The organism is Massilia orientalis, assembly GCF_030411975.2.
Classification (GTDB): Bacteria; Pseudomonadota; Gammaproteobacteria; order Burkholderiales; family Burkholderiaceae_D; genus Telluria; species Telluria orientalis.
This window is the reverse complement of sequence record NZ_JASNRB020000005.1, coordinates 250,869-274,658: the sequence shown is the minus strand read 5'-3', so window position 1 is coordinate 274,658 and position 23,790 is coordinate 250,869. Positions and strand designations below refer to the sequence as shown.

23 protein-coding genes are annotated in these 23,790 nt (G+C 68.1%); 16 read left to right on the top strand and 7 right to left on the bottom strand.

The genetic code is table 11. The annotated features are described in order from the left end of the window. Positions 1–380 precede the first annotated feature (380 nt). The 4 genes from QPK29_RS09800 to QPK29_RS09785 all read left to right on the top strand — a co-directional run bounded on the left by QPK29_RS09800 (position 381) and on the right by QPK29_RS09785 (position 5,489). Complete coding sequence (locus QPK29_RS09800; RefSeq protein WP_371768759.1) at positions 381–668, top strand: exodeoxyribonuclease VII small subunit; 288 nt, start codon at positions 381–383, stop codon at positions 666–668. Continuing rightward, on the top strand, positions 665–1,561 hold the full coding sequence (locus QPK29_RS09795; protein WP_056122459.1) for a polyprenyl synthetase family protein: 897 nt from the start codon (positions 665–667) through the stop codon (positions 1,559–1,561). The genes QPK29_RS09800 and QPK29_RS09795 overlap by 4 nt, the downstream gene beginning before the upstream one ends. Then, positions 1,562–3,430 carry a 1-deoxy-D-xylulose-5-phosphate synthase gene (gene dxs, locus QPK29_RS09790; RefSeq protein ID WP_056328094.1) on the top strand — a complete coding sequence of 623 codons (1,869 nt, stop codon included), beginning with the start codon at positions 1,562–1,564 and terminating at the stop codon, positions 3,428–3,430. 136 nt (positions 3,431–3,566) lie between these two features. Then, entirely contained in the window at positions 3,567–5,489 is a 1,923-nt protein-coding gene (locus QPK29_RS09785; RefSeq protein ID WP_371768758.1) for a PAS domain-containing hybrid sensor histidine kinase/response regulator, read from the top strand. Here QPK29_RS09785 and QPK29_RS09780 read toward each other — a convergent pair. The 3 genes from QPK29_RS09780 to QPK29_RS09770 are packed head-to-tail and all read right to left on the bottom strand — an operon-like array spanning position 5,482 to position 7,773. Next, positions 5,482–6,177 (bottom strand): 2OG-Fe(II) oxygenase, encoded by a 696-nt coding sequence (locus QPK29_RS09780; RefSeq protein WP_371768757.1) that lies wholly within the window; start codon positions 6,175–6,177, stop codon positions 5,482–5,484. The two genes, QPK29_RS09785 and QPK29_RS09780, sit on opposite strands and share 8 nt — an antisense overlap. Further along, positions 6,174–7,208: a rhomboid family intramembrane serine protease gene (locus QPK29_RS09775; RefSeq protein WP_056328086.1), complete on the bottom strand. Its 1,035-nt coding sequence runs from the start codon at positions 7,206–7,208 to the stop codon at positions 6,174–6,176. Before QPK29_RS09775 ends, QPK29_RS09780 begins: the two co-directional genes overlap by 4 nt. Positions 7,209–7,218: 10 nt before the next feature. Continuing rightward, positions 7,219–7,773: a cob(I)yrinic acid a,c-diamide adenosyltransferase gene (locus QPK29_RS09770; protein WP_160409681.1), complete on the bottom strand. Its 555-nt coding sequence runs from the start codon at positions 7,771–7,773 to the stop codon at positions 7,219–7,221. Positions 7,774–7,847: 74 nt separating this feature from the next. Here QPK29_RS09770 and QPK29_RS09765 point away from each other — a divergent pair, with 74 nt between their 5' ends. From QPK29_RS09765 to QPK29_RS09730, 8 genes are all read left to right on the top strand, one after another. After that, a complete protein-coding gene (locus QPK29_RS09765) occupies positions 7,848–9,338 on the top strand; it encodes an FAD-linked oxidase C-terminal domain-containing protein (protein WP_371768756.1) in 1,491 nt (496 codons plus the stop codon). A gap of 2 nt (positions 9,339–9,340) precedes the next feature. Beyond that, entirely contained in the window at positions 9,341–10,390 is a 1,050-nt protein-coding gene (gene glcE / locus QPK29_RS09760) for a glycolate oxidase subunit GlcE (RefSeq protein ID WP_371768755.1), read from the top strand. A 6-nt stretch (positions 10,391–10,396) separates the two neighbouring features. Then, complete coding sequence (gene glcF, locus QPK29_RS09755) at positions 10,397–11,629, top strand: glycolate oxidase subunit GlcF (protein ID WP_056122485.1); 1,233 nt, start codon at positions 10,397–10,399, stop codon at positions 11,627–11,629. 73 nt (positions 11,630–11,702) lie between these two features. After that, positions 11,703–13,217 (top strand): ATPase domain-containing protein, encoded by a 1,515-nt coding sequence (locus QPK29_RS09750; protein ID WP_056122488.1) that lies wholly within the window; start codon positions 11,703–11,705, stop codon positions 13,215–13,217. Next, complete coding sequence (locus tag QPK29_RS09745) at positions 13,204–14,859, top strand: ATP-binding protein (RefSeq protein WP_056122491.1); 1,656 nt, start codon at positions 13,204–13,206, stop codon at positions 14,857–14,859. Before QPK29_RS09750 ends, QPK29_RS09745 begins: the two co-directional genes overlap by 14 nt. Positions 14,860–14,956: 97 nt before the next feature. Continuing rightward, positions 14,957–15,757 (top strand): STAS domain-containing protein, encoded by an 801-nt coding sequence (locus tag QPK29_RS09740; RefSeq protein WP_371768754.1) that lies wholly within the window; start codon positions 14,957–14,959, stop codon positions 15,755–15,757. A 56-nt stretch (positions 15,758–15,813) separates the two neighbouring features. Further along, on the top strand, positions 15,814–16,128 hold the full coding sequence (locus QPK29_RS09735; protein WP_229411912.1) for a hypothetical protein: 315 nt from the start codon (positions 15,814–15,816) through the stop codon (positions 16,126–16,128). A 4-nt stretch (positions 16,129–16,132) separates the two neighbouring features. Next, the gene (locus QPK29_RS09730; protein WP_056122500.1) at positions 16,133–16,822 is read left to right on the top strand and encodes a pentapeptide repeat-containing protein; all 690 of its coding nucleotides are present in this window, start codon (positions 16,133–16,135) and stop codon (positions 16,820–16,822) included. Positions 16,823–16,843: 21 nt separating this feature from the next. Here QPK29_RS09730 and QPK29_RS09725 read toward each other — a convergent pair whose 3' ends face one another. Genes QPK29_RS09725 through QPK29_RS09715 form a run of 3 tightly spaced genes read right to left on the bottom strand, consistent with a single transcriptional unit; the run spans position 16,844 to position 18,653 of the window. After that, entirely contained in the window at positions 16,844–17,518 is a 675-nt protein-coding gene (locus tag QPK29_RS09725) for a hypothetical protein (protein WP_371768753.1), read from the bottom strand. After that, positions 17,515–17,751, bottom strand: coding sequence for a hypothetical protein (locus QPK29_RS09720; protein WP_371768752.1), 237 nt, complete (start codon positions 17,749–17,751; stop codon positions 17,515–17,517). Before QPK29_RS09720 ends, QPK29_RS09725 begins: the two co-directional genes overlap by 4 nt. Positions 17,752–17,759: 8 nt before the next feature. Continuing rightward, complete coding sequence (locus QPK29_RS09715) at positions 17,760–18,653, bottom strand: NmrA family NAD(P)-binding protein (RefSeq protein ID WP_371768751.1); 894 nt, start codon at positions 18,651–18,653, stop codon at positions 17,760–17,762. 60 nt (positions 18,654–18,713) lie between these two features. On the opposite strand from QPK29_RS09715, the gene QPK29_RS09710 reads away from it, so the two are divergent. The 3 genes from QPK29_RS09710 (at position 18,714) to QPK29_RS09700 (ending at position 22,802) form a co-directional block, all read left to right on the top strand. After that, positions 18,714–19,643 (top strand): LysR family transcriptional regulator, encoded by a 930-nt coding sequence (locus tag QPK29_RS09710; protein ID WP_229412370.1) that lies wholly within the window; start codon positions 18,714–18,716, stop codon positions 19,641–19,643. Between the two features lie 62 nt (positions 19,644–19,705). Next, a complete protein-coding gene (locus QPK29_RS09705; RefSeq protein WP_371768750.1) occupies positions 19,706–21,748 on the top strand; it encodes a glycoside hydrolase family 97 protein in 2,043 nt (680 codons plus the stop codon). A 46-nt stretch (positions 21,749–21,794) separates the two neighbouring features. Beyond that, complete coding sequence (locus QPK29_RS09700; RefSeq protein WP_371768749.1) at positions 21,795–22,802, top strand: alpha/beta hydrolase family protein; 1,008 nt, start codon at positions 21,795–21,797, stop codon at positions 22,800–22,802. A gap of 10 nt (positions 22,803–22,812) precedes the next feature. Here the strand turns inward: QPK29_RS09700 and QPK29_RS09695 are convergent, their stop codons facing one another. Then, a complete protein-coding gene (locus QPK29_RS09695) occupies positions 22,813–23,295 on the bottom strand; it encodes a glutathione peroxidase (RefSeq protein WP_371768748.1) in 483 nt (160 codons plus the stop codon). 60 nt (positions 23,296–23,355) lie between these two features. Between QPK29_RS09695 and QPK29_RS09690 the strand changes: the two genes are divergently transcribed. Further along, on the top strand, positions 23,356–23,787 hold the full coding sequence (locus QPK29_RS09690) for a hypothetical protein (RefSeq protein WP_371768747.1): 432 nt from the start codon (positions 23,356–23,358) through the stop codon (positions 23,785–23,787). The last annotated feature ends 3 nt before the right edge of the window (positions 23,788–23,790 follow it).

Sequence of the window (23,790 nt, the reverse complement as noted above, 5' to 3'; positions counted from 1 at the left end):
AGCAAAGCCCGGTCGGGATGCCACGCCGAGGCGTGGCATCCCGACCAATACAATGCTGCCGCTTATTTGGAGTTCTCGCTCCTTTAAAGAGCGGAATACGGTATTTCGGAGACAGAACCGGAGATTATAGCCTGTAACAGCCCCTCCAGTCCCGGACCCGCACGGGATTGTGGTACGCGGGTGTTCAAAAATTGCCTAAACAGCATCGTTTTCATGAATCCCGGGGCGCTTTGCGATAAAATGTATCCTTGCTTGCAAGTTGGCGGCGACAGGCGCACCGTTCATGTCGAAACAGGATTGTTTAGAATAAGCGATTAGACTGGCATGCCGCGCACGGGTTGCGCGTGGCGTCGCCCGGCCCCGAATCGATCAAACTCATTATGCCAAATAAAACAAACGCGGAGAGCGCCGCACCACCGGCCGCCGCGAGCGCAGCGGCGTCCGCACCGCCCGAATCCTTCGAGCAGGCGATGGCCGAACTGGCCCAACTCGTGACGCAAATGGAAAGTGGGCAATTGCCCCTGGAAGCCTCGGTCGCCGCGTATGCACGCGGTTCCGAGCTCGTGCGCTATTGCGCGGCCCAGCTGGAAAAAGTCGAGTCCCAGGTGAAAGTCCTGGAAGGCGAGATGCTCAGGCCGTTCAGCGCCGACGGCGAGGACGACGTATGAGCGCGCCGCAGGCGTTCCCGGCCTGGATGAAGGCCGTGCAGGCCGACGCGGAGTCTGCCCTCGACCGCTTCCTGCCGGCTGGGAGCCAGGCGCCGGCCAGGCTGCACGAAGCGATGCGCTACACGGCGCTGGGCGGCGGCAAGCGCGTGCGACCGCTGCTCGTGCATGCGAGCGGCGCCCTGTTCGGCGCGGATGCGGATGCGCTCGCGCGCGCCGCCAGCGCCGTCGAGATGATCCATGTGTATTCCCTCGTGCACGACGACATGCCGTGCATGGACGACGACGCCCTGCGCCGCGGCAAGCCGACGGTGCACGTGGCGTACGACGAAGCGACGGCGCTGCTCGTGGGCGATGCGCTGCAGGCGCAAGCCTTCGAGGTGCTGGCCGGTACGACGACCGTCCCGGCCGCGCGCACCGTCACGATGCTGCGCCTGCTGGCCGAAGCGGCCGGCAGCAAGGGCATGTGCGGCGGCCAGGCGATCGACCTGGACAGCGTCGGCATCAGCCTCACGCTCGAACAGCTGGAACGCATGCACCAGCTCAAGACCGGTGCCATGCTGCGCGTGTCCGTGCTGCTGGGCGCGCTGGCCGGCCGCGACCTCGCATCGCACGAGCAGGAAGCCCTGGGCGCGTACTCGCGCGCCATCGGCCTCGCGTTCCAGGTCGTGGACGACATCCTCGACGCGACCGCCGACTCGGCCACGCTGGGCAAGACGGCCGGCAAGGACGCCGCCGACAACAAGCCGACCTATGTGTCGATCCTTGGGCTGGAGCCGTCGAAGGCGCTGGCGGAACAATTGCGGCAGCAGGCGCACGACGCGCTCGCGCCGTTCGGAGAACAAGCACTGCGGCTGCGCGAGATCGCGGACCTGATCGTGCAGCGGAAGGCATAAATGAAACTGCTAGATACCATCAACGACCCGGCCGACCTGCGCAAGCTGCCGCGCACCCAGCTCACGCCGCTGGCCCATGAACTGCGCCAGTTCCTGCTCGATTCCGTGTCGAAGACGGGCGGCCACCTGTCGTCCAACCTCGGCACCGTCGAGCTGACGATCGCGCTGCACTACGTGTTCAACACGCCGGAAGACCGCATCGTGTGGGACGTCGGCCACCAGACCTATTCGCACAAGATCCTCACGGGCCGGCGCGAGCGCATGCCGAGCCTGCGCCAGCTGAACGGCCTGTCCGGCTTCCCCAAGCGCGACGAAAGCGAGTACGACACGTTCGGCACCGCGCACTCGTCGACGTCGATCTCGGCGGCCCTGGGCATGGCGACGGCCGCGAAGATCAAGGGCGAGAAACGCAAGGCGATCGCCGTCATCGGCGACGGCTCCATGACCGCCGGCATGGCGTTCGAGGCGCTGAACAACGCGGGCGTCGAGGACGACGTCGACCTGCTCGTCGTCCTGAACGACAACGACATGTCGATCTCGCCGCCGGTCGGCGCATTGAACCGCTACCTGGCGCGCCTGATGTCGGGCCAGTTCTACGCGGCCGCGAAAAACGTCGGCAAGACGATGCTGCCCGCGCCGATGCTGGAACTGGCGAAGAAGCTGGAAGAACACGCGAAGGGCATGGTCGTCCCGGCCACGATGTTCGAGGAATTCGGTTTCAATTACATCGGCCCGATCGACGGCCATGACCTCGATTCCCTGATCCCGACGCTGGAAAACATCAAGAAGCTCAAAGGCCCGCAATTCCTGCACGTCGTGACGAAGAAGGGGCAGGGCTACAAGCTGGCCGAGGCCGAGCCGATCCTGTACCACGGCACGGGTAAATTCAATCCGAGCGAAGGCATCAAGCCCGCCAAGGCGACCAAGATCACGTACACCGAGGTGTTCGGCAACTGGCTGTGCGACATGGCGCATGTCGACAAGCGCCTGGTCGGCATCACGCCGGCGATGCGCGAAGGCTCGGGCATGGTCCGCTTCAACCAGGAATACCCGGACCGCTACTTCGACGTCGGCATCGCCGAGCAGCATTCGGTGACGTTCGCGGGCGGCCTGGCAACGGAAGGCATGAAGCCCGTCGTCGCGATCTACTCGACGTTCCTGCAGCGCGCCTACGACCAGCTGATCCACGACGTGGCGCTGCAGAACCTGGACGTGACGTTCGCGCTGGACCGCGCGGGCCTCGTCGGCGCGGACGGCGCCACGCACGCGGGCAACTACGACATCGCCTACCTGCGCTGCATCCCGAACATGGTCGTGATGGCGCCGTCGGACGAGAACGAGTGCCGCAAGATGCTGACGACGGCCTACCGTTTCGACGGCCCCGCCGCCGTGCGCTACCCGCGCGGCGCGGGCGTGGGCGCGGCCATCGAGCCGGCGCTGGACGTCATCGAGATCGGCAAGGGCGTCGTGCGGCGCGAAGGCAAGGGCGTCGCGATCCTGGCCTTCGGTTCGATGGTGGCGCCGAGCATCAAAGCGGCCGACGGCCTGAACGCGACCGTCGCCGACATGCGCTTCGTGAAGCCGCTGGACGTGGAACTGGTGAAACAGCTGGCGCAGAACCACGACTACCTGGTGACGGTGGAAGAGGGCTGCACGATGGGCGGCGCCGGTTCCGCCGTGGCCGAGGCGCTGGCGGAGGCGGGCATCGCCAAACCGCTGCTGATCCTGGGCCTGCCCGACCGTTTCATCGACCACGGCGACCCGGCGCTGCTGCTGGCGTCCGTCGGCCTGGATGCGCACGGTATCGGGAAGTCCATCCGCGAACGCTTCGGCATCGGCGAACCGCGCCTGGTGGTCAACAACACCTGACCCTGCGCAGTTTGCCCCTTTGAAGAACGCCATCCCGGCCCGTCCGGCGGTGGCGTTTTTTGCTATGGCGAATCGGCCGACGCGTCTGTCGCGACAGCCCTATAATGCCGCTCATCGACTATCGAAAGCACCGTTCATGCTTTCCCCCGCCCTGTTCGAAGCCGTCTTCACTCGCTCCCCGAGCGGGCATTACCTCTTGTCGCCCACGCCGGAAGCCACCATCCTCGCCGTCAACGACGCGTTCCTGCAAGCGTCGGGGCGCACGCGCGAGGAGCTGGTGGGTGTCAGCCTGTTCGCGGCGTTCCCGCGCAACCCCGACGACCCCGCCGATACGGGTGAAACGGTCCTGCGCCGCTCCCTCGCGCGCGTCATCGCGACGGGCCGGCCGGATCGGCTGGTGGCCCAGCGCTATCCGATTGCCGTCGTCCTGCCGAACGGCGAGACGGGCTTCGAGGAGCGGTTCTGGAGCGCCGTCAACACGCCGATCTTCGGTGCCGACGGTACCCTCCTGTGCATCTCGCATACGACCAGCGACGTGACCGACCAGGTGCGTTCCACCGCCGCGATGGCCGAGAGCGAGTCGCGCTACCGCGCCCTGGCGAATGCGACGGCGGACGTCCTGTACCGCATGAGCCCCGACTGGAGCCAGCTGCGCCAGCTCGACGGGCGCGGCTATCTGAAGGACACGGCCGACGCGAGCCGCTACTGGATCGACGACTACATCCCGGTGGAAGACCAGGCCCTCATCCACCGTGCGATTGCGGCGGCGATCCACGCCAAGTCGACGTTCCAGCTGGAACACCGCGTGCGCCGCCTGGACGGCAGCGTGGGCTGGACCTATTCGCGCGCCGTGCCGATGCTCGACGCGCGCGGCGAGATCGAGGAATGGATCGGCGCCGCCAGCGACATCACGGAACGCAAGCTGGCCGAGGAAAAGCTGAGGGAATCCGACCGCCGCAAGGACGAGTTCCTCGCGATGCTGGCGCACGAGCTCAGGAACCCGCTGGCGCCCATCGGCGCGGCGGCCGCGCTGCTGCAGCGCGCGCGGCTGGACGAAGGCCTCGTGCGCAAGACGAGCGAGATCATCGGCCGCCAGGTCGCCCACATGACGGAGCTCATCGACGACCTGCTGGACGTCTCGCGCGTCACCCGCGGGCAGGTCGAGCTGGACGAGGCGGCGCTGGACATGCACGCCATCGTGGCCGACGCGGTGGAGCAGGTCATGCCGCTCGTCCGTGCCCGGCACCAGCAGCTGGACGTGGACGTCCCTGCGCAACCCATGCCCGTGATGGGCGACGCGAAGCGCCTCGTGCAGGTCCTCGCCAACCTGCTCAACAACGCCGCCAAGTACACGCAGGAAGGCGGCCGGCTGCGGCTCGCGGCCAGGGTGCGGGGCAACGAGGTGGCTGTCGATGTCGTCGACAACGGCATCGGCATGGCGCCGGAACTGGTGGCGCGCGCATTCGACCTGTTCGCCCAGGCCGAGCGCACGTCGGACCGCGCCTCCGGCGGACTGGGACTGGGCCTGGCGCTCGTGAGGAGCCTCGTCGAGCTGCACGGCGGCACCGTCGCGTGCGAGAGTGCGGGGCCGGGCCGGGGCAGCCGTTTCACCGTGACCCTGCCGCTCATCGCGGCAGGCGCCGAGCCGGCCGGACGGCGCGACGGCGCGCATGCGGCGGCGCAGGAAAGCAGCATGTCGATCATGGTGGTGGACGACAACGTCGACGCGGCGGAGACGCTGGGCCTGCTGCTGGAAGCGTCCGGGCACCGCGTGAGCGTCGAGCACGATCCGCTGCGCGCGCTGGAGCGGTCGCGCACGGAGGCGCCGCAGGTGTGCCTGCTCGACATCGGCCTGCCGGGCATGGACGGCTACGAACTGGCGCGGCGCCTGCGCGCGCAACCTTCCACCGCGCACGCGTTCCTTGTCGCCATCACGGGCTACGGCCAGGACAGCGACCGCCGGCTCGCCGCGGAGGCAGGCTTCGACAGGCACCTCGTCAAGCCGATCGATCTCGATACGCTGCGGGACGCGCTGGCTGGCGCGTCCCGCACTACTTGAACAGGTCCTCGGCGCGGCGGTACAGGATCCACGACGTGGCCACGTACTTGTCGCCGCTCGTCGCGACGTGGCCCTTGTGCGTGTGGGTAAAGCCGGCCGGGGCGATGACCAGCCGGCCCTGGCGCGCCTCGACCTTGCGGCCCTGGTACAGGAATTCCGTCGCGCCGCCGTCCGCCACGTCGTTCAGGTAGAACTGGAACAGCAGCACGCGGTGCAGGGTCTCGCAGCTCGCGTTCTGCGGATAGATCTCGGAATGCCAGTGGTGGTAGCCGCCGCTGCCGCGCAGGTACTTCTGCAGGTTGATGGCGCCGAGACGGTACAGCGCCTGGACCAGCGCATCGAGGTGCGGGCGGCCGCATTCGTCGAAGTTGTCCAGCGAGAGCGCCACCGGCTGGCCCGTCGCCGGATGCGCCACCGTGGGCGCGAGGGCGCCCAGCAGCAGGGCGCGGTAGCGGTCCATGTACTCGGCCAGGTGGCGCCGCACGGCCGTCGCCATCAGGTTGCACACGTCGTGCCATTCCTTGTGCTGGCTGATGGTGATGTCCCAGCTGTCCTTCTTCGCCACGTCCACGCCCATGCCCGTGCGGCCGCGCTGGTGCTTGTCGCTGGCCTCGAAGCGTTCGAGGATGTGGGCGCATTGCTCGGGCGTGAGGGCGCCGTCGTAGATGCCGATGAAATCGTCGCTCATGTCGTCCTCTCCGCCGGCACGTGCAGCGAGCGCGCCAGCAGGTGGCCGGCCAGCCAGCCGCCGATGAGGCCCCCGATGTGGGCCGCGTTGTCCGTGTGCGGATACAAAAAGCCCGCCGCCAGGTTGAACGCCAGGAACGGCAGCAGCGTGCCGCGCAGGTCGTTGACGACGGTGGGCGGGATGCCGCTGTTCTCGCGCCGCATGAACGCGAACAGGCCGCCGACGATGCCGAAGATGGCGCCGGACGCGCCCACGCTGTTCACGTGCGGATTCCACGTCACGCTGGCGATGCCGCCGCACAGGCCGGCGACCAGGTACAGCGCGCTGAAGCGCAGGCTGCCGAACAGGCGCTCGACCAGCTGGCCCACCTGCCACAGCGCGATCATGTTGAATGCCAGGTGCAGCAGGCTCCCGTGCAGGAACAGCGACGTGAAGAGACGCCACCATTCCCCGTGCAGCGTCCGGTCGCCCACGTTCGACCCCCAGATGACGAGTTGCGCCGAGCGCAGCATCGCGTCGTAGGCAGAGTTCCAGCCCCAGCCCAGCATCGATCCCATCGCACCGCCGGGCAGGCTGCGGCGTACGAGCCACATGAGGAAGTAGATGCCGATGTTCAGAGCCAGCAGGGTCCAGATCACGGGCGTCGACGGGCTCCAGTAATCGATCCGGTCGTGGAAGGCGTTGCGTTCCGCGTGGGCCACCGCGAAGGCTTCGGTCTGGCGCGCGGGCAGCAGCGCGAGGAGCCGTTGCGCCGTCGCCGCGTCCGGCGCGGAAAAGCCGACGGCCAGGTTCTCGCGCACGCCCAGCACGTGGAAATACACGTCCTCGCCTTCGCTGTATGCGTTGACGATGTCGACCATGCGCAGCCGGTGTTCCGCGCGCGCCGGAAAACGGAACGAGCGGTGGGTGCTGCCGCGCACGACGACGAAGTCGGGTTCGACGACGACCTGGCCCTTGCCCTGGAAGTGGAACGGATTGGCCGGCCAGTTGGCGCGGCCGGCGTGGAAGCGGACGTCGAAGGTTGCCGTCATCCGCACTCCGTCAGGTGCGCTTGCGTTCGTGCTGCCACAGTACGTCGCTGCCGCCCGCATGGCGGTTCAGCACGCGCGCCAGCACGAACATCAGGTCCGACAGGCGGTTCACGTACTGGCGCGGCTGCGCGTTGATCGTTTCGAGCTTCGACAGCGTCACGATGGCGCGCTCGGCGCGGCGGCACACGGTGCGGCACACGTGCGCGAGCGACGCGGCGCGCGAGCCGGCCGGCAGGATGAATTCCTTCAGCACCGGCAGGTCGGCGTTGTACTTCTCCAGCAGCGCGTCCAGGCGCGCCACCTGCTCGTCCTTGATCAACTGGTAGCCGGGGATGCACAGCTCGCCGCCCAGGTCGAACAGGTCGTGCTGGATCGTGACGAGCTCCTCGCGCAGGTCGCCGGGCATGTCTTCGCACAGCAGCAGGCCGACGAAGGAATTCAGCTCGTCGACGTCGCCCAGCGCCGCGATGCGCGCGCTGTCTTTACCGGTGCGGCTGCCGTCGCCGAGGCCGGTGCTGCCGTCGTCGCCCGTGCGGGTCGCGATCTTCGAAAGTCGATTGCCCATGCTTATATCCTGCCCACGAAAAAAGATAGCCGGAGCATACGCCAAATCCTTGGGATTGTGCTTACAATCGTTCCATGATTCCCTCGATTCCCTCGATTCCAGTCGACCCCGAGCGCAGGCGGCAGGTGGCCGCCGCCCTGCGCGCCGTCCTTCCCGCGCGCGCCGTCCTCGCCGATCCCGAAGACACCCGTCCATACGAATGCGATGGCCTGGCCGCCTACCGCCAGCTGCCGATGGTCGTGACCCTGCCGGACGACGAGGCGCAGGTGCTCGCGATATTGAAAGTCTGCCGCGACCTGGACGTGCCCATCGTGCCGCGCGGCGCGGGCACGGGCCTGTCCGGCGGCGCGCAGCCGCTGGCGGACGGCGTCGTGATCTCGACGGCGCGGCTCAACCGCATCCTGCGCGTGGAACCGTATGCGCGCACGGCCGTCGTGCAGCCGGGCGTGCGCAATCTCGCCATCTCGGAAGCGGCCGCGCCGTTCAACCTGTATTACGCGCCCGACCCGTCGTCGCAGATCGCCTGCACCATCGGCGGCAACGTGGCCGAGAACTCGGGCGGCGTGCACTGCCTCAAATACGGCCTCACCGTGCACAACGTGCTGCGCGTGCGCGTCTGTACGATCGAAGGCGACGTCATCGAGCTCGGTGGCGAATCGCTGGATGCGCCCGGCCTCGACCTGCTGGCCGTGTTCATCGGTTCGGAAGGCATGCTGGGCATCGTCACGGAAGTGACCGTGAAACTCGTGCCGAAGCCGGCGCAGGCGCAGGTGATCATGGCCTCGTTCGACGACGTGGCGACGGGCGGCAACGCGGTCGCCAGCGTGATCGCCGCCGGCATCATCCCGGCCGGCCTGGAGATGATGGACCGGACGTCCTCGCGCATGGTCGAACCGTTCGTGAAGGCGGGCTACGACCTCGACGCGGCCGCCATCCTGCTGTGCGAGGCGGATGGCACGGCGCTCGAAGTGGCGGAAGAGATCGCGCGCATGACGGAGGTCTTGCGCGAGGCCGGCGCCAGCGCGATCACGGTGTCGCAGACCGAGGCCGAACGCCTGCGCTTCTGGTCCGGCCGCAAGAACGCGTTCCCGGCCGCCGGCCGCATCTCGCCCGACTACTATTGCATGGACGGGACGATCCCGCGCAAGCAGCTCGCGCGCGTGCTGGCGCGCATCGAGGAGATGGAGACGACGTTCGGCCTGCGCTGCGCGAACGTCTTTCATGCGGGCGACGGCAACATGCACCCGCTGATCCTGTTCGACGCCAACCAGCCGGGCGAACTGGATCGCGCGGAAGCCTTCGGCGCCGCGATCCTCGCGCTGTGCGTGGAAGTGGGCGGCACCATCACGGGCGAACACGGTGTCGGCGTCGAGAAGATCGATTCGATGTGCGTGCAGTTCGGCGCCAGGGAGCTCGACGCGTTCTTCACGGTAAAGCGCGCTTTCGATCCTGGCATGCTCCTCAATCCCAACAAGGCCATTCCGACACTCCGGCGTTGCGCGGAACTGGGCCGCATGCGCGTCAGCGGCGGCGTGCTGCCGTTTTCTCATCTGCCGCGCTTCTGACCATGCAGAATCTCGTCGACCACTTCCAGGAACTTGTGCGCAACGGGCGCCCCTTGCGCATCCGCGGCGGCGGCACCAAGGACTGGTACGGGCAGCGGCTCGAAGGCGACATCCTCGATACGCGCGACTACACGGGCATCGTCGATTACGAGCCCACGGAACTCGTGATCACGGCGCGCTGCGGCACGCCGCTGGCCGACATCGAAGCGGCGCTCGCGCAGCAGGGGCAGATGCTGGCGTTCGAGCCGCCGCATGTCGGACCCGGCGCGACGCTCGGTGGCGCCATCGCCTCCGGCCTGTCCGGACCACGTCGTGCAAACGCGGGCGCCGTGCGCGACTTCGTCCTCGGCTGCAGGCTCCTGGACGGCAAGGGCGACGTGCTGTCGTTCGGCGGCCAGGTGATGAAGAACGTGGCCGGCTACGACGTGTCGCGCCTGCTGGCGGGTTCGCTCGGCACCCTGGGCCTGCTGCTGGAAGTCTCGATAAAAGTGTTGCCGCGTGCGCCGCGCGAAGCGACGCTCGTGTTCGAGGGCGTGAACGAGGTCGATGCGATCCGCAACCTGAACGAATGGGGCGGCCAGCCGCTGCCCGTCTCCGCCAGCTGCTGGCACGACGGCGTGCTGGCGCTGCGGCTGTCCGGCGCGAATGCAGCCGTCGACAACGCGATCCGCACGCTCGGCGGCGACGTGATGCCGGACTGCGCCCGCTTCTGGGCCAGCGTGCGCGAACAGCAGCATCCGTTCTTCGCAGGGGGCATGCCGCTGTGGCGCCTGTCCGTGCCGCCGACGGTCGGCGCAATCGTGCCGGGCAGCCCGCAACTGATCGAGTGGGGCGGGGCGCAGCGCTGGCTGCGTGCGCCGGGTGACGCGGCGACGGCGGAACGCATCCGTGCGGTCGTGGCAGCGTGCGGCGGCCACGCGACCCTGTTCCGCGGCGGCGACAAGAGCGTCGGCGTGTTCCAGCCGTTGGCGCCGGCCATCGCCCGCATCCACGAACGCCTGAAAGCCGGGTTCGACCCGGCCGGCATCTTCAATCCCGGCCGGATGTATTGAGGGACCATGCAAACGAATCTCGCCGATTTCATCAAGGACACGCCCGAGGGCATCGAGGCCGACGCGATCCTGCGCGCGTGCGTGCACTGCGGCTTCTGCACCGCCACGTGTCCGACCTATCAGCTGCTGGGCGACGAGCTGGATGGCCCGCGCGGCCGCATCTACCTGATCAAGCAGGTGCTGGAAGGTGAGACGCCCACGCGCAAGACGCAGCTGCACCTCGATCGCTGCCTCACGTGCCGCAACTGCGAGACCACGTGCCCGTCCGGCGTGAAGTACGGGCGCCTCGTCGACATCGGCCGCAAGGTGGTCGAGGAACGCGTGCCGCGTCCGTTCGCGGACAGGGTCAAACGCACGACCTTGAAGGAATTCCTGCCGCGTTCGAACCTGTTCAAGCCCGCGTTCAGGGCGGGGCAGATGGTGCGCCCGCTCTTGCCGTCCGCGTTGCAGGACAAGCTGCAGCCGGCGCGCGCGCCCGGCCGCTGGCCCGTGCGCGGCCACGCGCGCAAGATGCTCGTGCTGGCGGGCTGCGTGCAGCCGGCGATGGCGCCGAACGTCAATGCCGCGACGGCGCGCGTGCTCGACGTGCTCGGCATCCAGCTCATCGAAGCGCCGCAAGCCGGCTGCTGCGGCGCCGTGCGCTTCCACCTGAACGACCAGGACGGCGGCCTGGCCGACATGCGCCGCAACGTCGACGCGTGGTGGCCGTACGTGGAGCAGGACGGCGTCGACGCCATCGTGATGACGGCATCCGGCTGCGGCGTGACGGTCAAGGACTACGGCCACCTGCTCGCCCACGACGCGGCGTATGCGTCGAGGGCGGCGCGCATCGCCGCGCTGACGAAGGACCTGTCCGAGATCATGTGCGACTTCGAGGGCGAGATTGCCCGTCTCCTGTCGGGCCGTATCCATGAGCGCGTCGCGTTCCACCCGCCGTGCACCCTGCAGCACGGCCAGCAGATCCGCGGCAAGGTCGAGGGCGTGCTGCGCGCGGCCGGCGTCGACGTCGTGCTGTGCGCGGAAAGCCATCTGTGCTGCGGCTCGGCCGGCACGTATTCCGTGCTGCATCCCGAGCTCGCGCACGCGCTGCGCGACCGCAAGCTGGCCAACCTGGAAGCGACGGGGGCGCAGGAATACGTCTCGGCCAACGTCGGCTGCATGTCGCACCTGCAGTCGGGGACGGCGACGCCGGTGACGCACTGGATCGAGCTCGTCGACCGCGCGCTGACGAGCGGCTGATTCGTCCTATAATGGTCTTGCCGTCGCGTTCACCCACAGCGCATGGCGCCCATCTTTACAGGACGTTTCCCGCATGGCCGAACCGCTTGCCTCCCGCCGCACTTCACGCAAACCCGCGTATCGCATCTCGACCGGGGTACCCGGGCTGGACGACATCCTCGGCGGTGGCCTGACCGCGGAGCGGGTGTACCTCGTCGAGGGAACGCCCGGCACGGGCAAGACGACCCTCGGCATGCAATTCCTGCTCGACGGCGTGGCCAAGGGGGAAACCGGGTTGTACATCACCCTGTCGGAAACTGCCGATGAGCTCGATGCCGTCGCGGAGAGCCATGGCTGGTCGCTCGACGGGCTGGCCATCTTCGAGCTGGCCAGCGACGAGGCGCTCGATCCGGAGGCGCAGCAGTCGATCCTGCATCCGGCCGAGATCGAGCTGGGCGAGACGGCGCGGGGCGTGATGGAAGAGGTCGACCGCATCAATCCGGCGCGTGTCGTCTTCGACAGCCTGTCGGAAATGCGGCTGCTGGCCCAGAATCCGCTGCGCTACCGCCGCCAGATCCTTGCACTCAAACAATTTTTTGCATCGCGCGCCTGCACGGTGCTGATGCTGGACGACAAGACCAACCAGTCGGACCAGCATCTGCACAGCATCGCGCACGGCGTCATCAGCCTCGAACAGCTCGCCAAGGAATTCGGCAAGGAGCGCCGCCGCGTCAATATCATGAAGATGCGCGGCATCAAGTTTCGGGGCGGTTACCACGACTACATCCTCGACACCGGGGGCATCCGGATCTTCCCCCGGCTCGTCGCGGCGGAACACCTCACGAAGTTCATCCCGGTGACGCGCTCCACGGGATCCGACGGACTCGATATGCTGCTCGGCGGCGGCCTCGTCGCCGGGACCAATACGCTGTTCGTCGGGCCTTCCGGCGTCGGCAAGACGACCGTCGTGGTGCGCTGCATGCTGGCGGCGCTGGAACGGGGCGAGAGGTCGTCGTATTACCTGTTCGACGAAGGCATGGGGACGTTTTTCGCACGCGCCGCCGCCCTCGGGCTGGACCTGTCGCCGCACCTGGAGTCCGGACTGCTGACGGTGCGCCATATCGACCCGGCCGAACTGGCGCCCGGCCAGTTCGCCCAGATGCTGCGCGACGCCGTGGAAACCGACGGCGCCGTCTTCGTCGCCATCGACAGCCTCAATGCCTATCTGCAAGCAATGCCCGGTGAACAATTCCTGCTGCTGCAGATGCACGAGCTGCTCGCCTACCTCAACCAGAAGGGCATCACGACGGCGCTGATCCTCGGCGAGCACGGGGTTGTCGGCGAGGCCGTCCGGGACGTCGACCTCAGCTACCTGAGCGATTCGACGATGCTGCTGCGTTACTTCGAGTCCGGCGGCAAGCTGCGCCGCGCGATCACCGTGTCCAAGAGCCGGACGGCGCACCATGCGCTGACGATCCACGAGCTCCAGCTCGGTGCCGGCGGTGTCGAAGTGGGCGCCGCGCTCGAAGGCTTCGAAGGCGTGTTGACGGGCTTGCCGACCTACCGCGGATCGACGCCCATGATGATCGAATCCGATGCCGATGCCTGACCAGCGGGAAGAGCGCGTCCTGGTGCTCGCTCCGCACGGGCGCGACGCCGACGTGATCGCCGGCGTCGTGACGCGCGACGGCGTCGGGTGCGAAGTCGTCGCCGGTGCCGACGCGCTCATCGAGGCGATCGGGCAGGGCGCGGCGGCGGCCATCGTGGCGGAAGAGGCGCTGTCGGCGCTTACCCTGGCGCGCATCGCGGCGTGGCTGGCGGACCAGGAACCGTGGTCGGATTTCCCGTTCGTCGTCCTGCTGGCCAAGCGCTACGGCGCCGCGCCGGCGCAACTGAAGGCGACGTTCGCCGCCCTCGGCAACGTCCTCCTCCTCGAACGGCCGTTGAGCGCGGACACGCTGGCCACGGCGGCAGGGTCCGCGCTGCGCGCGCGCCGGCGCCAGTACGAGGCGCGCGAGGTGCTGGCGCAGCTCGCGGCGCTGAATGCGAACCTCGAGGCGCGCGTCGAGGAGCGCACGCGGGCACTGGCGCAGGCCAACGACCGGCTCACGGCCGAAGTGATGGAACGCGAACGCGCGCAGCAGGCGGTGGCGCAGGCGCAGAAACTCGAATTCCTCGGGCGCTTCACGGGCGGCGTGGCGCACGACTTCAACAACCTGCTGAACGTCATCCAGGGCAACCTGGAACTCATCGGCATGTTCACGCGCGAGGAATCGACGCAGGGCCGCGTGGACAAGGCGCAGGCCGCGTGCCGGCGCGGCGCCAAGCTCACGGGCCAGCTGCTGACGTTCGCGCGCGACCAGTCGCTCGACCTGCGCCCGTTGCCGGTGCGGACCCTGTTCGAGAGCGTCGAGGAGCTCGCGCGGCCGGTGCTGGGCGCGGGCGTCGAGCTCGTGCTGTCGATCGACGCCGACGTGGACAGCGTGCTCGCCGACGCCAGCCAGGTCGAGATGGCCTTGCTCAACCTGATGATCAACGCGCGCGATGCGATGAGCGGGCGCGGGCACATCCACCTGCAGGCATCGCGCGCCCAGCCGCCCGCCGGGACGCTGGCGGGCGGCGACTATGTCCGCCTCGCGGTGACCGACACCGGTCCCGGCATGTCGTCCGAAGTGGCGGCGAAAGTCTTCGAGCCGTTCTTCACGACCAAGGCCGTGGGCAAGGGCACGGGCCTGGGCCTCAGCCAGGTGTATGGCATGGCCCAGCAATCGGGCGGCGCGGCGTTCGTGCACAGCGTCCCGGGCGAGGGCGCGACGATCGAGATCTGGATGCCCGCCGCGCATGACGCCACGGCGTCGGAACGGCCCGCCGCGGTCGATCGCCGCAAGCTGGCCGGCCTGCGCGTGCTCGTCGTCGAGGACGACGAATCCGTACGCGCGGGGATCGTCGATGCCCTGCTGGCCCTCGGCTGCCACGTGTCGCAGGCGGGCGACGGCGGGGAAGGGTTGGCGGCACTGGAGGGAGACCGGCCCGGCCTGCTGCTGACGGACTACCTGATGCCGGACATGACGGGCGTCGACCTGGCGGTGCGCGCCCGCGCGCTGTTCCCGAGCCTGCCCGTGCTGGTGGCGACGGGGTACGCGGACATGGGTGCGATCGAACACGCGATCGGCAGCGACGCCGTGCTGCGCAAGCCGTTCCAGCTCGCGGAGCTGGGCGCGGCCGTCGCCCGCGTGGCCAACCTGGGCTAGCGCAATCGGTGGTATAGTCCATCGACCACGCAGTTAACCTCCGATGCCTCTCGGTCGGCGCAAGACTTTCATAGCCCGACCCGACCAGGAGCCACCGATGATTCCCCCATCCCATGCCGTCCCGCTCGGCCAGTTCGTGCGCGACCACCATGCGGCGTTGTGCGCCGCATGGCTGGAACGCGCCGGCGCGCCGTCCGTCCCTGCGCACTGCGAACGCGTCCTGCAGGCCTTCGCCGAGGCGGCCGACGATCCGCAGGCCGGCAACATCGAAGGCCGCGCCTGGCGCGCCATGCGCGACACGCTCGACGACATCACCACGGCCCGGGCCGGCCGCGGCTCGACGGCGGCTGCGACCGTGGCCTTCGTGTTCGCGGTCAAGCAGCCGCTGGCCGACCTGCTGCGCACGCACCACGCCGCCGCGCCCGCGGCGCTGCGGGCCGTCGACACGTGGGTGGACCAGATGGGCATGTATGCGCTCGACGCCTTCCAGCGCAGCCGCGAACAGATCATCGCGCGCCAGCAACGGGAATTGCTGGAGCTGTCGACGCCGGTCATCAGCCTGTGGGAAGGCGTGCTGGCCCTGCCCCTGATCGGCACGCTCGACAGCGTCCGCGCGCAAGTCGTGATGGAAAGCCTGCTCGACCGGATCGCCGCGACCCACGTCCATACGGCCATCATCGACATCACGGGCGTCCCCACCGTGGACACGATGGTCGCGCAACACCTGATGAAGACCATCGCGGCGGCCCGCCTGATGGGCGCCGACTGCATCCTCAGCGGCATCCGGCCGCAGATCGCCCAGACCATCGTGCATCTCGGCGTGGACCTCGCCGGCGTCGTCACGAAAGCGACGCTGGCCGACGCGTTTCTCCACGCGACCGGGACGGCGGCCGGCTGAAAAACGCGGGCCGTGGTAGCATCGGCGCCCTGTTTCAGCGATCGATGGAGGACCCGGTGAGTTTCGTGTTTCGGCTGATATCCCAGGACGAGGATGCGGCGCCGTCCGTCGCCTTCCAGGACAGCATCAGTCCCGGCTACGTGCCGCTGTGGGAAGAGGTCGGCGTGTACGACGCCCTGTACAACAGCGACGGCCGCGAGGCCCGCGACATCTCGCGCGCGATCGCGTACGGCATCGACCGCATCGCCGCCGACGAATCGCTGGGCCGCATGCTGCCGTCCTCGTGCCGCCAGGAGGACGCGCTGCGCTTCCTGGAAAACGTGCACCGCGGCTGCACGATCCACGCGTCGGCGCGTGTCGAGACGCGCTGATTCCATGTCCCGGACCACCGTTACCCTGAGCGGCGAGCAAGTCGACCGCGCACGCATCGACGCGCTGCTGGCGGAAGACACGCTGCTCGTCCTCGAAGACTGCGACCTCGCCGGCGCGGACCTGTCGCGCCTGAACTTGCAGGACTGCGCATTCATCCGCTGTGCCGTATCCGAGACGTCGTTCTATGCCGCGAACCTGGCGCGCACGCGCTGGCAGCGCTGCCGCGGCGGCCATGCGGATTTCGAATCGGCCGACCTGGTCGATGCCCGGTTCGACGCCTGCGACCTGAACAACGCGGGCTGGCGCCGCACGAAGCTCGCCTCCGTCGCGTTCCGCGGCTGCAAGCTGACGGGCGCGCGCTTCGAAGAGGTGAGCCAGCTGGGGCTCTCGTTCGAAGACTGCCTGCTCGTCGGCGCCGACCTGCGCCGGATGTCGTTCCGCAAGGCGGTGCTGCGCGGGCTGGATTTCGCCGATGCGGACCTGTCGGGCTGCGACTTCCGCGAGGCCGTGTTCGAAGAAGGCTGCAGCCTGCGCGAGGCCCACATCAAGGACACGCGCTTCGATGCGGCCGACCTGCGCGAGGCGGATCTCGGCGGCCTGAAGCTGTCGAATGCGAAGCAGTTTGCCGGCGCGACGATTTCGACGCGGCAGGCGGCGGAGCTGGTACGGGGGTTGGGGTTGAACGTGGCTTAGCCAGGACGACCGGTACGTCATTCAGTCTATCATCGCCTTCGATCTAGCCTGATATCGGTGGTAGTTTCCCGCCACATCATCATACATTTCCGCAGTCTTCTTCAAGTACGACGGATGATTGGCGTTGATGAAGATCCGTCCGCCTGCTTCGTGCACGCGTGGGCCAACGCGTCGGATTGCAGGATAAACGTGTTGTTTGATCGCTCGATAGGTCCCACCGCACACCACGATCCGGGGATCAACCAATTCGATCTGTTCGCGCAGGAAGATGGCGTCGCGTGCAGCGGCGTGCTCCACGGCGTTGGTCGCCCTGGCACCTCCCGTTGTCTTTTTCAGGTTGATGAAGGCGCATGCGAGCAGTGCAGTCTTCCTGCTCTTGTGCGCGTCCTCGAAGGTTGGAAAATTCGCGTCCCCGGCGTGGAGAAGTCCATGTGCCCAACGCCCGACATTGTGGAAGGTGGGGCGATCCCATAGCTTGCTGGATGGATGTGTCGTGCACGCTTTATGAATCAGCGCTGCGATGTTGCCGCGGTAGCCGTTGGTTTCTCGGAGTACGAAAAGAATCTTCGTGCCGGCCTGGACCCACCGGGCTGGATCGATGATACCGTCCTCGACGAAGTGGTCCTGAAAATCCGGACTGCTGGCGCGCCATCTCGAAAATAGATCGCTTGCTGCGGAGGGATAGTCCCTGATCATGGAAAGGGGCGGCCGTTCAGTGTACGAATCCAGTCGAGCCGCAAGGTCGGGCCGCCACGCAGCCGCAGGTATTCGACGCCGGTGTCGGCGTAGACATCCTCGATCACGCCCGCCAGGTTGTCGAGCGTGCCATCGGGACGCTCCACGTCCAGCGTGCACGGGCGGCGCAAGGTGGCCAGCGCCAGGAGTTCGTCATGGCGCTCGCAATTGATCGGGATGTAGGGCTGGTCCATGCCTTATTCTAGCGCGTTGCCAGTCCGGCGATGACGTGCTGCAGCGGCGTGGTCCCCGCCCATTCGACGGCGGCGGGATCGCTCCCGATGTCGATGTGCGGGCCATTGAGGCCCCGCGTCATTTCCGTGAAACCGGCGAGCGCTGCCGGTGAAAAGCCCGCATCGGCCAGCGCGTCGGGCCACCGAGCGTCCGGCAGGACCACCACGTCGACCGGCTTCCCGAGCGTGGCCGCAACGCTGGCGGCGACGTCGTTCGGGGCGTAGTCCGCGGGCCCCGCGAGCGTGACGATGCGGTGCCCCGTCCATGCTTCCTGCAGCAAGGCGGCCGCGGCGTTGCCGACGTCCGCGGTGGCCACCATCGGGATGGCGCGCTGCGGCGGTGCCAGGAACGTCGGCAGGGTGCCGCTGCGCACGGCCTGGCCCACCATGGGCATCCAGTTTTCCATGAAATAGGCCGCGCGCAGGAAGGCGGCCGGCACGCCGGATTCGCCCAGGCGCTGCTCGAACATCCGGTTCATGCCGATCCAGCCCGTGCCGTTCTCGCGGTCGGCGCCCACCGAGGACAGGGCCACGAGCCTGGGCACGCGCGCCGCCGCCGCCGCGCGCGCCGTGGTGGCGGCAATCAGGTCGGCGTGCTCGAACAGGTCGTCGCGGCCGTATTGTTGAGGACTGACGACGTAGGCGCTGCGGACGCCACTGAGCGCCCTGGTCAGCGAGACCAGATCCGTCAGGTCGGCGATCGCGACTTCCGCACCACGTTCGGCCCAGTGGCGACCCTGGGCCGGGTCGCGCACGACGACGCGAACAAACTGGCCGGCGCGCAACAACGCATCGGCCGCGGCGGCACCGGTGCGGCCGGTCACGCCGGACACGGCGTAAGGAAGAGAGGGGGCAGCAGTCATGGAAATCTCCTGTGAAGTTGAACCGGAAGCGTGCATGATTGCGGGACATGCATCAATGACATGAAAGGCATAGTGAAAATGCGCCAAGTGGATTTGACCGGGGCCGACCTCAACCTGTTGAAACTGTTCGAAGCACTCGTCCGGGAGCGCAGCGTCACCCGGGCGGGTCTCCGGCTGGGCCTGAGCCAACCGGCCGCCAGCCGCGCACTGGGACGATTGCGCACGATGCTGGGCGATCGCCTCGTCGTCCGCGGCGCGTCCGGGCTCGAATTGACGCCGCGCGGCGAGGCCCTGGCAGGCCGGGTGACCCGATTGCTGGACGACGCCCGTGGCATCGTCGCGCCTGCCGTCTTCGATCCGGCCGCAGCGACGGGGCGGATCACGATTGCCGCGCACGATCACCTGAGCCTGGTGGTCCTGGGTGAATTGATCGCCCGTTTTGAACGACAGGCGCCCGGATTGAGTCTGCATATCGCACAACCTGCCGGGGACAATGTGCGGCTCGTCGAGCAGGGGATGGCGGATCTGGCCCTGGGCACGTTCGAGAGCCTGCCGGGCAGTCTTTATCGACGCGGGCTGTACACCGACCGCTTCGTATGCGTAGTGCGGTCCGGCCACCCCGGCGCGGCGCGGGGACTCGGTCTGGAACAGTATGTGGCGCTGCGCCACGTGACCGTGACCATTTCCGGCCTGGGTGAAAGCGCGGTCGACGCCGCGCTCTCGGCACTGGGCCTCACGCGCCGCGTCGCACTGCGCGTCCCCCATTTCATCGCCGCTGCGCTGCTGGTGGCGGACAGCGACATGATCCTCACGCTGCCGGGCCGCCTCGCGCGCCGGCTGGCGGACAAGCTCCCGATTGCGCTCCTGGATGTGCCGCTGGAGGTCGCCCCCTTCTCTCCGGCCATGATCTGGCATGAGCGCTGCCACGGCGATCCCGCCCATGTCTGGGTCAGGCAACAACTTGCAGACATCGTGGCGGCGTTCGTGTAGTAATATTACATCTCCATCATCCAGCCGGGTCGCTGCGCCGTCCGGCCTTCGGGAGTGTAAAGATGCGTCTCCGTCCCCTCGCGCTTGCCGCGATGTTTACAAGCTACATGGCGGCGCCGGCCGTCTGGGCCCAAACCGTCGTGGCCACGGCCAGCTCGCCGGGCGGCGTGCTGACGGTCGACGTCCAGCTCGACGGCATGGGCAAGCTGGCCTATGACATCAAGCGCAAGGGCAAGGAGATCATCGCCCCGTCGCATCTCGGCTTCAACCTCGCCAACGCGCCCAAGATGGACGACGGTTTCACGGTGAAGGACAAGCGCGTCAGCGAGCATGACGACACGTGGGAACAGCCGTGGGGCGAGCGCCGCTACGTGCGCAACCATTACCGCGAGCTGCGCGTCGACGTCGAGCAGACGCACCGCTCGAACCGCCGGCTCGCCATCGTCTTCCGCATCTACGACGACGGCATCGGCTTCCGCTACGAATTCCCCGACCAGCCGCAGCTGCGCGACGTCGCCATCACGGACGAGCTGACGGAATTCGTCGTCGCCCGGCCTGCGACGGCGTGGTGGATCCCGGCCGGCGAGTTGTCCGGGCTGGAGCAGATCGTCGAGAAGGCGCCGCTGGCCGAGATCGGCACGGCCAACACGCCGCTGACGCTGCGCCTGGACGACGGTACGCACATCGCCCTCCACGAAGCGGCACTGGTCGACTACGCGACGATGTGGGTGCGCAAGGTCGCGGGCCAGAAGCTGCGCGCGCAGCTGGCGCCGTCGACGACCGGGGCGGCCGTCGTGCGCCATGGCGCGTTCACGACCCCGTGGCGCACCCTGCGCATCGCGGACGATGCGCCTGGCCTGTACATGTCGGACCTCGAGCTGAACCTGAACGAGCCGAATAAACTGGGCGACGTGTCGTGGGTCCACCCGTCGAAATTCGTCGGCGTGTGGTGGGAAATGCACTTGAACAAAGGGACGTGGAACGCAGGGCCGAAGCATGCCGCGAACACGGCCAACGTCAAGCGCTACATCGACTTCGCGGCCGCCAACGGCTTCCGCGGCGTGCTGGTGGAAGGCTGGAACCGCGGCTGGGAAAGCGACTGGGGCCACGGCGGCGCGGACTTCAGTTTTACGCAGCCTTACCCCGACTTCGACCTGCCCGCGCTCGCCGCGTACGCGCAACAGAAGGGCGTGCGCCTGATCGGCCACCACGAGACGGGCGGCAACGTCGCGGCCTACGAAAAGCAGATGGATGCGGCCTATAAGCTGTATGCGAAGCTGGGCGTGGACAGCGTCAAGTCGGGCTATGTGCACGAAGCGGGCACGATGCAGTTCCCCGGCCCGGACGGCAAGGTCCACTACGGGAACTACGATTCGCAGGAAGGCGTGCGCCACTTCGTGAATGCTGTGACGGCGGCGGCGCGCTACCGCATCGCCGTCGACACGCACGAACCCGTGAAGGACACGGGCCTGCGCAGGACGTACCCGAACTGGCTCGCGCGCGAGGGCGCACGGGGCGTCGAGTACAACGCGTGGGGCGAGCCGCCGAACGCCGCCGACCACGAAGCGAAGCTCGTGTTCACGCGCATGCTGAGCGGCCCGATGGACTACACGCCGGGCGTGCCCAGCCTCGTCGGCGCGGGCGGCAAGACGTTCAATTCGACGCAGGCCAAGCAGCTCGCCGACTACGTCGTGATCTATTCGCCGCTCGCGATGGCGGCCGACCTGCCGGAGAACTACGCGAAGTATCCGGCCGCCTTCAAGTTCATCCGCGACGTGCCGACCGACTGGGCCGACACGCGCGTGCTGAACGGCGCCGTCGGCGAGTACGCGACCATCGCGCGCAAGGACCGCCGTTCGGACGCCTGGTACGTGGGCGCCGTCACCGACGGCACGGCGCGCACGGTGGCCGTGCCGCTGGCCTTCCTCGACCCGGGCAGGCAGTACGTGGCCGAGATCTACCGCGACGGCGAGCAGGCCGATTACCGCAACGAGCACCGGTTCGATCTCGTGACGGAGACGAAGACCGTGACGGCGAAGGACGTACTCGACGTGCGGCTGGCGCCGGGCGGCGGGCTGGCGGTGCGGATCGTGCCGAAGCGGTGATTTTTCGATAGCCTTCGCGGGCGCCGTTCGTGGGATGATCGCGCCCATGAACAAACGCTTACTTGCATTCGTCGGCGGCATCCTGCTCGCCGCCTCGGCGGTCCACGCCGCGCCCGCCGCACAGCAGGAACCGCTGGAACTCGGCAAGGCCGCCGCCACGCGCTTCACGTTGCAGCGCGACGGCGCGCCCGACATCCGCTACGTCATCTCGCAACCCGCGCACAAGGCGCCGCTCGTGCTGTTCGTGCAGGGGTCGGGTTGCACGCCGCCCTTCGTCGGCCTGGGCACGCCGAACCGTTATTCCACCGTCTTCAATTTCGTGCCGCTGGCGCAGCGGGGCGACTACGCCGTGATGGTGGTCGACAAGCCGTACCAGCCGGACGCCCCGCCTCAAGCGCCGCCGGGCGTGGCGACGGGATGTCCGGCCGCGTTCAACGCCAACTTTTCCTACGACACCTGGCTGGACACGCTGCGCGGCGCGCTGCGCCATGCGCTGGCCTTGCCGTGGGTCGACGGCAGCCGCGTGCTGGTGTTCGGCGTGTCGGAAGGCGCCGTGATGGCCGCGGGCCTGGCGCGCGCGCTGCCCGAGGTGACGCACGTGGCGCTGATCGGCGGCACCGGCACGAGCCAGCTGTTCGACTTCTTTGCCAACGCCTATCGAGCGGGAGATCGCGCGGGAAGCGGCGACGACGACACGCTCGCGCGCCTGCGCGACATCGACGCGACCGTCGACGCGATCAACGCGGACCCGCGCAGCAGCGTGAAATTCGCGTGGGGCCACACCTATCTGCGCTGGAGTTCCTTCTTCGCGCAGGCGCCCGGCGAGAACCTGGTCCAGTCGAAGGCGCGGGTCTGGCTGGCCAGCGGCATGCGCGACGACAGCGTGCCGGTCCTGTCGACCGAGGTCGCGTACGCGCGCCTGCGCGCGCTCGGACGCGACGTCACGTTCCGGCGCCTGCCGCGCGCCGGCCACAACCTGATGGCGGAAGGGGGCTCGATGGCGGACGTGCAGAAGGAATACGACGCCATCATGGCGTGGTTCGACCGCCGTTGAGCGTTGGCGCTTACGGCTGCAGCGCCTTCTCGATATCGCCCGCGATCTCTTCCGGCTTGGTCTGCGGCGCGTAGCGATGCAGCACGGTGCCGTCGCGGCCGACGAGGAACTTGGTGAAGTTCCATTTGATGCCCTCGGTGCCCAGCACGCCCGGCGCCGCGTTCTTCAGGTATTTCCACAGCGGGTGGGCGCTGTCGCCGTTGACGTCGACCTTGGCGAACATCGGGAACGACACGCCGTAGTTCTTTTCGCAGAACGCGCCGATCTCGGATTCCGTGCCCGGCTCCTGGCTGCCGAACTGGTTGCAGGGGAAGCCCAGCACTTCCAGGCCGCGCGCGTGCAGTTCGCGGTACACGGTCTCGAGGCCCTGGTATTGCGGCGTGAAGCCGCATTTGCTGGCGGTGTTGACGATGAGGAGGACCTTGCCGCGGTACTGGGCCAGGTCGACCGGCTTGCCGTCGAGGGAGGTGGCCTGGAAGTCGAACACGTTCATCGTGGGCTCCTGTAAGCTTGATTGATTCGAAGGCAACAGTGTAAGGCAAAGGAGACATCGATGCAGTCCACCGTGAACATTCCCCTGGCCGCCGGCGCGCTGCTCAGCGCCGTCGCCGCGCTGCTCCACGTGGGCATCGTCGCGGGCGGTCCCGCGTGGTACCGCTTCTTCGGCGCGGGCGAACGGTTCGCGCGCGCGGCCGCGCAAGGGCGCTGGTATCCGACCCTCGTCACGCTGGGGATTGCCGCCGTGCTGTTCACCTGGTCCGCGTATGCGCTGGCGGGCGCCGGTGTCATTGGCCCTCTGCCGTTCCTGAAGGCGGCGCTGGTCGCCATCACGGCCGTCTATCTCGTGCGTGGCGTGGCGTTCGCGCCGCTCGTTCGCGCCAGGGGCGGCGCGATCACGCCGTTCGTCGTGTGGAGTTCGGTGATCTGCTTCGGCTACGGGGTGGTGCACCTCGTCGGCCTCGTGCAGCGCTGGGCGGCGCTGTAGCCG

Excerpts from the sequence above, each read along its gene's own strand:
- QPK29_RS09725 (WP_371768753.1), bottom strand. The coding sequence starts at position 17,518 with ATGATCAGGGACTATCCCTCCGCAGCAAGCGATCTATTTTCGAGATGG.
- QPK29_RS09765 (WP_371768756.1), top strand. The coding sequence starts at position 7,848 with ATGATTCCCTCGATTCCCTCGATTCCAGTCGACCCCGAGCGCAGGCGG.
- QPK29_RS09745 (WP_056122491.1), top strand. The coding sequence starts at position 13,204 with ATGCCGATGCCTGACCAGCGGGAAGAGCGCGTCCTGGTGCTCGCTCCG.
- QPK29_RS09785 (WP_371768758.1), top strand. The coding sequence starts at position 3,567 with ATGCTTTCCCCCGCCCTGTTCGAAGCCGTCTTCACTCGCTCCCCGAGC.
- dxs (WP_056328094.1), top strand. The coding sequence starts at position 1,562 with ATGAAACTGCTAGATACCATCAACGACCCGGCCGACCTGCGCAAGCTG.
- QPK29_RS09740 (WP_371768754.1), top strand. The coding sequence starts at position 14,957 with ATGATTCCCCCATCCCATGCCGTCCCGCTCGGCCAGTTCGTGCGCGAC.
- QPK29_RS09750 (WP_056122488.1), top strand. The coding sequence starts at position 11,703 with ATGGCCGAACCGCTTGCCTCCCGCCGCACTTCACGCAAACCCGCGTAT.
- QPK29_RS09690 (WP_371768747.1), top strand. The coding sequence starts at position 23,356 with ATGCAGTCCACCGTGAACATTCCCCTGGCCGCCGGCGCGCTGCTCAGC.
- QPK29_RS09710 (WP_229412370.1), top strand. The coding sequence starts at position 18,714 with ATGAAAGGCATAGTGAAAATGCGCCAAGTGGATTTGACCGGGGCCGAC.
- QPK29_RS09730 (WP_056122500.1), top strand. The coding sequence starts at position 16,133 with ATGTCCCGGACCACCGTTACCCTGAGCGGCGAGCAAGTCGACCGCGCA.
- QPK29_RS09770 (WP_160409681.1), bottom strand. The coding sequence starts at position 7,773 with ATGGGCAATCGACTTTCGAAGATCGCGACCCGCACGGGCGACGACGGC.
- QPK29_RS09800 (WP_371768759.1), top strand. The coding sequence starts at position 381 with ATGCCAAATAAAACAAACGCGGAGAGCGCCGCACCACCGGCCGCCGCG.
- QPK29_RS09775 (WP_056328086.1), bottom strand. The coding sequence starts at position 7,208 with ATGACGGCAACCTTCGACGTCCGCTTCCACGCCGGCCGCGCCAACTGG.
- QPK29_RS09700 (WP_371768749.1), top strand. The coding sequence starts at position 21,795 with ATGAACAAACGCTTACTTGCATTCGTCGGCGGCATCCTGCTCGCCGCC.
- QPK29_RS09695 (WP_371768748.1), bottom strand. The coding sequence starts at position 23,295 with ATGAACGTGTTCGACTTCCAGGCCACCTCCCTCGACGGCAAGCCGGTC.
- QPK29_RS09795 (WP_056122459.1), top strand. The coding sequence starts at position 665 with ATGAGCGCGCCGCAGGCGTTCCCGGCCTGGATGAAGGCCGTGCAGGCC.
- QPK29_RS09780 (WP_371768757.1), bottom strand. The coding sequence starts at position 6,177 with ATGAGCGACGATTTCATCGGCATCTACGACGGCGCCCTCACGCCCGAG.
- QPK29_RS09705 (WP_371768750.1), top strand. The coding sequence starts at position 19,706 with ATGCGTCTCCGTCCCCTCGCGCTTGCCGCGATGTTTACAAGCTACATG.
- glcF (WP_056122485.1), top strand. The coding sequence starts at position 10,397 with ATGCAAACGAATCTCGCCGATTTCATCAAGGACACGCCCGAGGGCATC.
- QPK29_RS09715 (WP_371768751.1), bottom strand. The coding sequence starts at position 18,653 with ATGACTGCTGCCCCCTCTCTTCCTTACGCCGTGTCCGGCGTGACCGGC.
- QPK29_RS09720 (WP_371768752.1), bottom strand. The coding sequence starts at position 17,751 with ATGGACCAGCCCTACATCCCGATCAATTGCGAGCGCCATGACGAACTC.
- glcE (WP_371768755.1), top strand. The coding sequence starts at position 9,341 with ATGCAGAATCTCGTCGACCACTTCCAGGAACTTGTGCGCAACGGGCGC.